Annotated in this window: 10 protein-coding genes; 4 read left to right on the forward strand and 6 right to left on the reverse strand. The window is 62.7% G+C overall.

From position 1 onward, the window contains the following. Positions 1 to 152: 152 nt before the first annotated feature. The 3 genes from JM946_RS00980 to JM946_RS00990 all read right to left on the reverse strand — a co-directional run bounded on the left by JM946_RS00980 (position 153) and on the right by JM946_RS00990 (position 2,477). A complete protein-coding gene (locus JM946_RS00980) occupies positions 153 to 602 on the reverse strand; it encodes an SRPBCC family protein (RefSeq protein WP_203165273.1) in 450 nt (149 codons plus the stop codon). Between the two features lie 112 nt (positions 603 to 714). Continuing rightward, entirely contained in the window at positions 715 to 2,040 is a 1,326-nt protein-coding gene (locus JM946_RS00985; protein ID WP_203165274.1) for a M56 family metallopeptidase, read from the reverse strand. Continuing rightward, positions 2,040 to 2,477: a BlaI/MecI/CopY family transcriptional regulator gene (locus JM946_RS00990; protein ID WP_203165275.1), complete on the reverse strand. Its 438-nt coding sequence runs from the start codon at positions 2,475 to 2,477 to the stop codon at positions 2,040 to 2,042. Before JM946_RS00990 ends, JM946_RS00985 begins: the two co-directional genes overlap by 1 nt. Positions 2,478 to 2,653: 176 nt before the next feature. Between JM946_RS00990 and JM946_RS00995 the strand changes: the two genes are divergently transcribed. The 4 genes from JM946_RS00995 (at position 2,654) to JM946_RS01010 (ending at position 7,182) form a co-directional block, all read left to right on the forward strand. After that, entirely contained in the window at positions 2,654 to 3,400 is a 747-nt protein-coding gene (locus tag JM946_RS00995) for a MotA/TolQ/ExbB proton channel family protein (RefSeq protein ID WP_203165276.1), read from the forward strand. A gap of 250 nt (positions 3,401 to 3,650) precedes the next feature. Then, a complete protein-coding gene (locus tag JM946_RS01000; protein ID WP_203165277.1) occupies positions 3,651 to 5,846 on the forward strand; it encodes a hypothetical protein in 2,196 nt (731 codons plus the stop codon). A gap of 225 nt (positions 5,847 to 6,071) precedes the next feature. Further along, positions 6,072 to 6,605, forward strand: coding sequence for a hypothetical protein (locus tag JM946_RS01005; protein WP_203165278.1), 534 nt, complete (start codon positions 6,072 to 6,074; stop codon positions 6,603 to 6,605). A 43-nt stretch (positions 6,606 to 6,648) separates the two neighbouring features. Continuing rightward, positions 6,649 to 7,182: a hypothetical protein gene (locus JM946_RS01010; protein ID WP_218042539.1), complete on the forward strand. Its 534-nt coding sequence runs from the start codon at positions 6,649 to 6,651 to the stop codon at positions 7,180 to 7,182. Between the two features lie 56 nt (positions 7,183 to 7,238). Here the strand turns inward: JM946_RS01010 and JM946_RS01015 are convergent, their stop codons facing one another. From JM946_RS01015 to JM946_RS01025, 3 genes are all read right to left on the reverse strand, one after another. Beyond that, complete coding sequence (locus JM946_RS01015; protein ID WP_230979419.1) at positions 7,239 to 8,111, reverse strand: HupE/UreJ family protein; 873 nt, start codon at positions 8,109 to 8,111, stop codon at positions 7,239 to 7,241. Positions 8,112 to 8,185: 74 nt separating this feature from the next. Next, positions 8,186 to 9,052, reverse strand: a complete 867-nt coding sequence (locus tag JM946_RS01020; RefSeq protein ID WP_203165281.1) for a peptidyl-prolyl cis-trans isomerase — start codon at positions 9,050 to 9,052, stop codon at positions 8,186 to 8,188. 76 nt (positions 9,053 to 9,128) lie between these two features. After that, entirely contained in the window at positions 9,129 to 11,414 is a 2,286-nt protein-coding gene (locus JM946_RS01025) for a hypothetical protein (protein WP_203165282.1), read from the reverse strand. Between the last annotated feature and the right edge of the window lie 71 nt (positions 11,415 to 11,485).

An 11,485-nucleotide genomic window follows, 5' to 3' on the forward strand; every position in this document is an offset into this window, starting at 1 on the left:
GCAACGATTGCGCAGAACCGGGCGAATAGGACAAGGATGCCGGAGTTTCAGGCAAGCGCTTCGGCGCGCTCGCCGGGCTGACCCTGTCAGGTGGTTGTCAGCTGCGCGACAGCTTCAGCGGCGCCGTGGGTCACGGCGCCGCTGGACGCATCTTACTCCGACGGAATCTCCGGCTCGACCAGCTTGGCGAGCAGCTCGAGCGATTCCTGCCAGCCGAGATAGCAGGCTTCCGGCGGGATCGCTTCGGGGATGCCTTCCTGCACGATGTTCAACTCGACGCCGCAGGACACCTCGGTGATGGTGATGGTGGTCTGCATTTCACCGGGCAGGTTCGGATCGTCGAACACGTCGGTGTGGCGCACGCGTTGATCGGGCACCAGCTCCAGATACTTGCCGCCGAACGAATGCGACTGGCCAGTGTTGAAGTTGGTGAACGACATCCGATAACTGCCGCCGACTCTGGCGTCCAATTCGTACACCTTGCCCGTGAAGCCGTGCGGCGGCAGCCACTTCACCATGGCTTCGGCGTCGAGAAAGGCGCGATACACGCGGTTGGGCTTGGCACGCAGTACACGATGCAATCGAACGGTTCCGGTCGGCATGGCTCGGTCCTCCAAAATGGGGGTCTAAAATAGGGTGTGTTCGACCCTAGGACGAGCAGGATCCGACGTCGCCGACACCTTCCGACGCAAATTTTTTTCGCGACCAGGCGGATCAGAGCGCCACGCTGTATCGACCCGCAACCAGTTCGCCATCGATGAGCTCGCAGGCGGCGCCGCAGCCATCCTTGACGTACAGCTGCAGATTCGAGTTGGTGCGCAGAATTGTTCTGAGCAAGTTGCGATACACGTTGCGCTCGGTCGAGCCCGGCACGACCTGCCAGCTCGCCTCGATGTCATAACGGAGGCGGTCGATGAGATAGGGATCGCCATTCACCGTCGAGGCGGGATAGGCCTTCGCAATCAGATCTCGAAATGAAACATTGCTCAGGCTGAGGCGCCCGGCGGAGGCGTCGAATTCGGCGTCGGACCACCAGCCGGCCTCGGACGGCGCAAGGGTGATCGCCTCGAACATCACGCGCCCTGTGCTGGATGCTTCACGCGCAGCAGCGGCCGTGACGCCTGCGAGAACTGGCACGTAACAAACCGACATCGCCATCAGAAACAGCAACGCGAAGCGCGCATTGCCGATCGGCCTCACGCGCTGATTGCTCATGATGGTTGTCATGCGCCGGGCCAGGTCACCGCCACTGGAGGCGGACATGCCGGCGAACTTCGCCGTCACGCCGAGGCGGCAGACTTGCAGAATCGATTCCGCGTACACCTCCTGCTCGTGGCCGCACTCGATGACAGATTCGTCACACGCGGCCTCCCGTTCGCGCAGCAGATTGGCGCCGATCCACCATACCAATGGATGAAACCAGAACATCACTTCGACCAATTTGTGAATCGCGGCGGTCAGGTTGTCACGGCGATGCACATGACACATCTCGTGCGCGAGGATCGTCTGCAAGTGCGGCTCGCTCAGCTCACGCAACACGCTGCGAGGAACAATCAGTATGGGGCGAAACACGCCGAAAACGCCGGGCGTGAGGTCCGCCGCTGTGACTCTCACAGGGACTGCCAAGTCCAGCGGCAGTTCTGGCGCCCTGCGCAGCGACGCATGCACCGCATACCACTGCAGGAACCATCGAATAAGAAGTGTGGCCGCGCCGAGCGCCCAGACGATAACCGCAGCCTTCCAGATTCCGGGAAGCGCATGCGCCGACAGGTCGCCGACGCCGGCCAGGGTGGGCACGAAGATGGCGCTGCCGGTTCCCATCAGCTTTTCATCCAGCGCCAGTGGCGCTGGCAAGGACCGGCCGAGGTAATCGCCCAGTTGCTGTAACAGCGCGAACGGCACCAGGAATTTGAGCGAGGCGCAGAACCAGATCCAATAGCGCACTTCGGCAGAATTGCGCCGGCACAGCCGCGTCAGCACCCAGGCCGCGATCAACACCACGGTCGATTGCCACAGGTGCAGAGCAAGCATGGCGGCCATCAGCTCTTTTCCTTCGTGTCCTTGCTGGCCTGGTCCTGCCTGGCGTCGTCCTTTCTGGCCTCGTCCTTTTTCGAAAGGGCTCGCAGGATTTTCTCCGCTTCCTTGATGTCGCCCATGGTCAGCTTGCCCGATTCGATCAAGTGAGCCATGACCGGCTGGGCGCGCCCGCCGAACAGGCCGAGCAGGTCGTCCACCAGGCGTCGTTCGGCGGCCTCGCGGGTGATGGTGGCTTCGAAGATGTGCGCGTTGCTGATCTTCTTGGCGCGCCGGAGCATTTGCTTGGCCTCCAGCCGATACACCATGGTCTGCACCGTGGTGTACGCCGGCCGGCCCCGCTTCGGAAAGGCGTCGTGAATCTCGCGAATGGAGCACGCGCCGCGGGTCCACAGCGTTTCCATGATGGTCAATTCGAGTTTGCTGAGCTTGCTCGACGCCAAGATGAATGCCCTGCCTCGGGTGCTGCTAACCGTGTGGTCGAGCCTACGCCTGTTGTAGTAGGAACTGCAAGCCGCTTGCGCGATTCTACTACAGTTGTCATAGTAACTACGACTACTGTGGTCCACGCACCGATCGACACGACGCACTTCGACAACCGTCAGACAGGAGCAACACCATGGCCGAACCCACCCCGCAGCACGACAATCCATTTGGATTCTGGGCCTTTCTCGAACAGGGCGATCAGCTCTCGCACGCCATCCTGATCGTTCTGGTGGTGATGTCGCTGGCGTGCTGGTTCGTGATTCTCACCAAGCTGTGGGACCAGCGCAGCATCAGCAGGGACTTCCGAGTGGCGCAAAGCAAGTTCTGGAGCGCCGGCAGTCTGCACGACGGCATTGCTTCGCTCGGCGCCGGCGACAACGTGTTTCGCATGCTGGCCGAGGACGGTGTGCGGGCGACCCAATATCACCAGGGGCATCTCACCGGGAAAGTGGCGCTCAATGACTGGCTCGCGGTGGCGTTACATCGCTCCATCGAAAGCGTCAGCTCGCGGCTGTCCAACGGCATGGCGATTCTGGCGACCACGGGCTCGGTGTCGCCCTTCATCGGTTTGCTCGGCACGGTGTGGGGCATCTTGAACGCGCTGACCCGGATCTCGCTCTCCGGACAGCCGAGCCTGGATCAAATCGCCGGTCCCATCGGTGAGGCGCTGGTCATGACGGCCATCGGCCTGTTCGTCGCGGTGCCTGCCGTGATGGGCTACAACTGGCTGTTGCGAAGGAATCGAGCTCTGCAGGAAAAGATGAAACTGTTCGCAGCCGACGTGCACTCTTACCTCGTGGGCGGCGCGCGCTTCGACACTGCTGTCCCATTGGCGCGAGCCGCTGCTAGCCGTTCGACGCCTGCGCCGAAGCCTGCTTGATGCATGCCTCACAGCGCAGGGACGCGCTGATGTGAGGCGTACGTCACAACTCGATTCTCGAGATGACGCGAGCGCTTCACAACAGCAGCGCGCAATGGATCACAGTTCTTTCAAGCGCCGCTGGAGCCCTTCACAGTTTCACTCGGTGCGCGCCCGTCCTATCCAAAATGGGCAATGTCGCAGCCGCGGCTGCTCCGTACGTTACCGCCCGCTTTCAAATTTCGGGTCAACCCTCAGTACGGATCAACACGTGAGAACCAGAAGCAGCAAACGAATCCTGGCCGTTACGCTTGCCTTGCTCGCCGCTTCACAGCTGGCGGGCTGTGGCAGTGACAACGACTCTCCCCGCACCAGCACCCCCCCGGGCGATACCGGTGGCGGTGGTTCTGGTGGCGGTGGCAACGGCGGCGGCGGTGATGGCGGCGGCGGCGATGGTGGCGGAAACAATCCGCCTGTGACGCAAGCCTCGGGCGTGTTCGTGGACGCGCCGGTCGCGGGCCTGAGCTACACCACGAGCTCGAATGTCACTGGCGTCACCGATGCCGAAGGTCGTTATAACTACAATGTCGGCGACACGGTCACGTTCGCTCTCGGCAATCTGGTGATCGGCTCCGTGCCGGCTCAGGGAATCGTCACGCCGATGACGGTCGCCAACGCGCTGGTCGCCAATACCGGCAACAACGCTGCAACCGTTGCTGAGAATCTGCTGATGCTGCTGCAGTCGCTGGACGCCAACGGCGATCCGAGCGACGGCATCACGTTCACTCAGGAGATTCGCAATGCCGTGGCTGCCAACTCGATCGATCTGACGGCCGCGGACACCGCGTTCGAAGCGACTCTGTCCACGTTTGTTGCCAACGTGAGCAGCACCGCGGGGGTTACGCTGACCCCGGTGACCCGCACCGATGCGCGCGATCACTTCGTCGCGCAGGGCCCGGCCGCGCTGGCGGGCGTCTATGTGCGCGCCGACGAAAACTTCCAGCCCATCACGCAGAAGATCGTGACCTTGACGCTGTTCCGCAACGGCAGCTATCTGCTCGGCGGACAGCACGATCTCAACACGTGTAACCAGGGCGCCGTCCCCGGCACGCCGGTGAACGATCTCGCCTTCAGCGATGCCAACGGCAATGGCGTCGAATACGGCCAGTACACCTGGAACGGTCTCACCAACACGTTCGCGGTCACCAGCGTGAGCGTCGAGACCGACGGCCTGTGCGGTTTCAACATTCCGCTGGAGGGCGCCAGCAACGACAAGACGGAACTGGAAGTGACCGTCGACGGTCTGGTGATCCGCGACACCAACGGCAATGTGGCTTATCGCTTCGTACGCCATGCCACCGACTCCACCGCGTTCGGCGGTGCATGGGTGCAGCCGACCGCACTGATGGCAGGCCAGCCGTTCATGTTCACGCTGTTCCCCTCGAACGAAGCGGGCACGGCGGGTCGTTATCTGATGGTCGATGCGAGCCCGCTCGATACGTTCTACGACACCTCGCCCGGCATCGAAGAAGCTTGTTACAACGTGGCTGAGAACGGCGCGCTCACCGTGGAGCACAACAGCTCCGTGTGTGCGAACGCCATCGATACCAACGACACCGCCGGCCTGTCCGACACCGACACGCTGCAGATGATCGTCGATGAGAACGATCGCTTGCTGATCGTGGACGGCGAGGACGTGACCGGCTTCGCTCGCCTGCCGCAGCCGCAGCCGACTCATGAGAAGCTGGCCGGCGCCTGGATGCTGCAGGAGAGCCCGGACGTGACTGATCTCGGCGCGCAGCCGAACCTGTTCCTGCTGACGGTGTTCCAGGACGGCCGCTTCCTGTTCGGCACGCAGGAGAACGATGCGGGTTGCGTCCCGGGGGATTATCCGAATCCTGCGGATCAGGAAGTCGACGCCAACGGCCTCGAGTACGGCACGTTGTCGCTCACGGCTCGTCCGGGGTTGGTGGTGCCGCAGGTCGAAATGGAGAGCAACGGCGAGTGCGGTCTGTTCGACGCCAACAAGGAATTCCAGCAGGCTTACTTCATCGCTCGCAACGCCGCCGGCGACGCGCTGACGGTGTGGGCGAACGACGAGGAAGATCCGGCCGGCCTGGTGTTCAAACGCGTGCCGTCGGTGCCGAACGAAATCACCGGCGCGTGGCTGTGGACGGACGAAGACGGCGCCGAGAATGAGCTCGCGGTGGTCGCATACCTGCCGAGCGGCGTGATGTTCGAAGTCTCCACGTTCACCGACGCCTTCGGCATTCGCCGCGAGTCGTTCACGATGGACGGCGACACCATGACCTCGCACATCCGGGGTTACGAGTACTGCGTCGACACTCAGAACGAGCCGAGCGAGTGCCTGGTGGGCGATGAGTACCTGGAAGAAACATACGTGGTCGATGGCGACAGCATCATCGATGACGACGAGCCGGGCAGCTCGATGACGCGCATCCGATAATCGATTCGAGTTTTCGGCATTGCCGAGGGCCGGGGTCGCTCCCCGGCCCTTCTTTATTTGCAGCCGCCGTGCGTCGGCGCGGGCGGCGTCCATATGCCTGTCACATTATCGACATATCCTGACAGGCATCTGCTTCTCGGGGACTCGCGACGAATGCATCGGCTGCACAGAAGTTCGGGGCTGCTCGCCCTGGTTGTTGCGTCCTGCCTGGCCGGCCCTTCCGGCATGGCTGATCCGCTGCACAAGTTCGGCAATGAGGGTGCTTGGGTGCATGTGGATAGTGGCTGGAAATTCCCCCAAGGCGTGGGCGATTTCGCACGCGTGGCGCAGCCATACAACATCGATGGGAACAACGATGCTGGCGCCGAGTATAGGCACGGCGCTGCTACCATCGAGCTGGAAATTTACGCCGCCGACTCGGCGGCTACAGATGCGACGTTGGATGGCGCCAAGGCCACGGCCATGCGGAAGGCGGGTCAAGGCGCTCGCGTGCTATCGGAGGAGCCGTTCGAGGCTGGCGTGCTCGAGAATGCTCACACGGATGGCGGCAAAGTCATCAAGGGCGCGAAGATCATTTACGCGACCGATGCTAAAACACACGAGGCGCGCAGTCGCCTCTACTACTTTACAACGGACCAGTGGCGCGTGCTCGTGAGAGCCGCGACGCAGGATGACAGCAAGGCAGGCGATAGCATGCTCGATGAGTTCGTGCGTGCGCTGCCTTGGGATACGCTGGGCAGCGATTCGGGTTTGCATTGACCCGGACATGTACTGGATGCGACCTTCCGTTGCTGTCATTGCGGTGAGCATGCTCGCCGCCTGCGGCGGTCTCGCCTATTTACATGTGACGCGAGATCCGGCGCAGGAGGCTCACTCAGCCCGGGCTGATGACACTTCGGGGAAGGCTGTCGTGGCGCCTGCCGTCACTGCGACCAGTCCGGCGTCTTCGTTGTCCGCCGCGTCCGACGAAGAAACATCTGCTTCAACAGCCGTCGCGACGTCAGAGACGATCGCGCGGTGGATCAATGATACTGAAAGCCCCGTCGCCGAGACCCGCGCCAGCGCCATCGCCGCCCTCGCGAATGCACCTGAATCGCAAGCCATCCCCGCACTCAAACGCGTACTCGAAACCGGCGAACCGAACGTGGACCGCCACATCGCCCTCCGCTCCCTGCACGCCCTCGCCCTACGCAGCGCGGACCCGACTGGCCAGATCCGCGCCGTGATTCGCCACGCCATCTACCACGGCGACGACGATAACGTCACCCAAACCGCCCAATCGCTGCTCGACGACATCGAAGCCGACTTCGCCGAGCGCGAACAACCCGCCAACTAGCGCACCCACCGGCCTTCAGCAGCCGCCAGAAGAGCGGGCAGCTACCCGCCGAAGACTCAGGCGAGAATGCTGACAACCCGCCCGATCGACCAGTAAGCCGCGACGCCGCCAATGGCATACAACGCCGGCGTGCGAGCCGCGATGAAGCGCGGCTGCGAGGCGAACAAGCGATATACGCAATAGCAACCGATCACAACGAGCAGTTGCCCAAGCTCGACACCCAGGTTGAATGTGAGCAACGCCACGAACAGATGCTTCTGCGGCAAGCCAATCTCGGACAACGCGCCTGCAAACCCAAGGCCGTGCACCAACCCGAATAGAAACGCGACCAGCGCCGGCCACCGGCGAGACAAAGTCTGCTCCTTGTTGAGCGCCTCGCCCGCCACCAACATGATAGAAAGCGCAATGGTTGCCTCCACCGGCGGCGAGCGCAGTGTGAGCAGGCCGAGCGCGCTCAGAGCCAACGTGAAGCTATGCGCCAGCGTGAACGCGCTGATGGTGAGCACCAACCGCTTGTTGAAGTTCACCAGAAACAGCAGCGACAACACGAACATCAGGTGATCGAAGCCACCCAGGATGTGCTCGACACCGAGAATCCCGTAGGCCTGCGCAATCTCGCCCATGCCGCGGCGGTCCTCAGCCGAGCCATACAGGTGCACCTCGGGCTGCCCCGCGGTGAGCGTGAAGATCCTGCTCTGACCATCCAGCCAGAAGATCTTCACGATGGCCGCCGAATAACGCTCGCCCACCCCCTGGACCTCGAGCGTGCCGAACAAGCCCTTCTCCCCACACCGAAGCATGTTCATGTCGGCAACGCAGCTCTCCGGCCACACCGGACTCAGCTCGGTGCCCGCAGCCCTGTTGCCACTGGCAGTCCATTGCCACAGAAACTCGCCCGGCGCAGTCTCGCGAACCTCCATCTCCGCCATGCTCAACTCATGTGCGGATACAGAACCGGCAACGAATGTCGCCAGCATCAATAGCAGAAGGTGAACGGCGCGCATCACTTCTGCTCCACGCCATCGATCTTGATCGTGTACTTCTGGGCCAGCGCACGCACGGACGCGCTGCGCTGTGCAGCCATCTCCGCATCGGTCCAATCCTGCAGAACCACGCCGCGCAGTTGCTCGAAATCAGCCGGTTGCGCAGCGAGCGTCGACTCGAGCCGCATCGCGCGCCAACCTTTCTTGTCCTGTATCGCTCGCCACTCCCCTGGAGGCGACGCTTCCAGCGCGGCGGCGAACTCCGCACCGTAGCTCTGAACGATGTTGCTATGGGGCCGGTCATTGAACACGCGCAATCCAGCCTCAGCATCCGGAGGCGTGCCGGAATTCAGCGCACTCACGAAGGCGCGCACGGCGGCCTCAGTGGCATCGCCCGACAACACCGCTTCCTGAAAACTGAAACGCGCCGGCGTGTCGTACCGCGAGCGGTTCTTTTCGAACCAGGCGCGCAGTACCTGCTCATCGTACGGCGGACGTTTGGTGTTCGCGTCGACCATGCTCAGCGCCTTGAAGATCACGCGCTCGCGAATGGCCTTGTCGCCCTTGTCGAGCCCGAGCGCCAGGCCTTCGCGATACAACACCTCGTTGTCGAGCCACACCTGTCGCAGCGCCTGCAGCTCCTCGGCATTGGGCTCGCGACCGCGCGAAGCACTGAAGACTCGCTGGATTTCGGCGTCGGTCGAGGAGTCCAGCTCGATGAGAAGCGGATTCTCCTCTTGACCCGCGATCAAGGAATCGACGCCGAACAACACCGCGCCGATCAGAACAAAATGAAATAAAGGCTCACGCAGCCACGCAACACGTCGTTCCGACTTCGCAGCGACTCGGGGCGCGGGCTCGTCGATAGAAGAAACAACAGAAGACATATACAACCGCCTTACCGGAAACGAACGAACGCCGCGCGTTGCCGCGCGGCGCTCTTGGGCTCACACGACGTGAAAATCAGTTCACGCCGGCAACGATCTGACCTTCCTTGACTTCGACGAAGATCGGATTGCTGTAGAACCACAGGTCCGCCCAGGCCGCCACGTCATAGCTGACGTACTGCGGACCGGTGACCTCCGGATACCGCGCCAGGTGATCCGGGCAACCGTCGATGCTGTCGCCGGTGTACACGGTGTTGGCCGGAATCGGTGTGGACATGCGCACCGTGCACGGGATCGTCAGCTTCGACGGATCGCTGGCGTTGGTGTAGATGTCGGCCAGCGGATTGCCGTTCGCATCGGTCTCGTACGGCACGGCCGGCGGCAGGTTGGTGCCGCGCAGACGCACGTACTGCGAATCGGCCACACCCTTGATCCGGAACACCATGGTCTTGAAGCCGGCGAAAGCATCGTTGCCGTTGCCGTACTTGCTCTTCCATTTGCCCGGGCCGAAGGTATGCAGCACCTTGGCGGTGGTGTTCTTCGCACCTTCCGGCACCGTGCTCATATCCTGATTGTCGATCCAGTTGTCGGGCCACTGACCGGAGTACTCGGGCGTGCCGGGCTGTTTGTAACCCTTCACGTAACCGCGAATCAGATCGACGTGGCTGAGCTCGGGCATGTTGAGCGGCTGGTTGACACCGATCTGCGCCAGCGAAGGATTCGCGAAGGTGTACGGCGAGTAGTTGGTTCCAGTCGGATCGCGCAGCGCGACCGCGACCACAACATCCTCACCCATGCGGATCTTCAACTTCTCGCCCATGGTGGCGCAGTTCGCGTTGTTGATATTCACATCGGTGCGATTCATCGCAGCCTGCAGCGCGAACACTTCCAGCTGCGCCTCACCCTGAGCACCCTTGAAACGCTCGCCCGCGCAAGCCACGAAGGTCAGACGGTCGATCAGCTGACCCGAAGCGGTCCAGCTGTTACCGCTGCGCAGACCGTCGACGATCTCTTGCGGAGTGTTGATGTCGCTGGCTTTGCCTTCGGTATCGCGGACCATCACGAAGTCGCGCTGATATTCGCCAGGATAGAAGTCCTGGGTGGTGCGGCGATCGTCCGGAGCAAAGCTGCCGCGGTTGTGCCAGTCGGAGCTCGCGAAGAACCACCAGTTGCGGCCTTCACCCAGCAGCGCATCCCACACGCCGCCGATCTGAGCGCCATACACGCCGGTGCCGCCATAAGTGGTGCCGCCGACGCTGTCGACGCGCACGCCGCCGATGTTGTTGCGATCGGGGCTGTACTCGCCGCGGTTGTCCGAAGCGCCGTGACCCGGCTGCGTCTCCATGCCGAACGCGACCGTCGGCGCCGCGTTGTTGAAGTTGCGCAGGTGCTCGATGTTGAAGCCGTTGTTGCCGTCCGGATTGAACGGTCCCGCGCGCTCGAGGTGCGCCGGCACGTAGTAGCTGGTGGTCGGGTGATAAGCGGCCATCCACTTCATCGCTTCCACAGTCTTCAGATGACCGCGCACGCCGCTGCCCGCGCCACCGGCAGGCATGATCTTGGCGGCCGTCGGACGCCAGTCGGGATTCGACGGCGACGAATGGTCGCTGCCCGGCACCGAGCAATCCCAGTTCTGACCGCCGCCACGGCTGTTATCCGTGTCGCCGCGATCGAAGCAGTACGACCACTTGGCAAGCGCGGTGGCGTCGCCGACCGGCACGTAGCCGCCCGCACCGACGGTGCCGCCCTTCTTGCCAACGATCTGGCCACTGATGACGGACATCGAAGTGTGCTCGTGGCCGGCCACGACCGACTCGAGGCCCATGAACACCGGCACGTTCTTCAGGCCGCTCAGGTATTCGGTGACCGGATACTGGTATTCCTGGATCGACTGCCAGCGCCACATGCTCGGATTCGGCAGCGAGGCGAGCGCGGTGGTGGAGCTGCCATCGGAGGAGCCGGTGTTACCTTTCACGGCGGCGGTGCCGATGCTGTTGGCCCAGGTCGTGCTCGGGCCGCGACCTTCGACGTACGGATACGCCGGCGTGCTCAGCGATGCATCTTCGACCAGCGTGCAGTTGCGATTGCCGCTGCCGCCGTGGCCGGCTTGCACGAACCAGTCCAGGCCCCAGGGCGTGTCCTGCTTGTCCGTCGACTTTTTCACCAGCTTCTCCATGGAGATGGCGCCGTCGGAGCATGTGGTGTGGTTGTGGAAATCGCCCGTGGCGTAGGTGCCTTTGGGCTTCGCTGCCGATTGGCTCGGTTCACCTGCGTCCTTGGCCGTAGCGGCGGCCATCGTGGCCGCACTGAGTACCGTCGCGACCGCCGCTGCGATCTGACTTCGGGTGAATACGACTGTCATCTTGTATCGAAGCTCCCTTCAAGCTGTCGTGGGTGTTGTGAAGGGACGGAGCGTAGATAGCGCATATGACT

Source organism: Steroidobacter gossypii (assembly GCF_016801985.1).
Classification (GTDB): Bacteria; Pseudomonadota; Gammaproteobacteria; order Steroidobacterales; family Steroidobacteraceae; genus Steroidobacter; species Steroidobacter gossypii.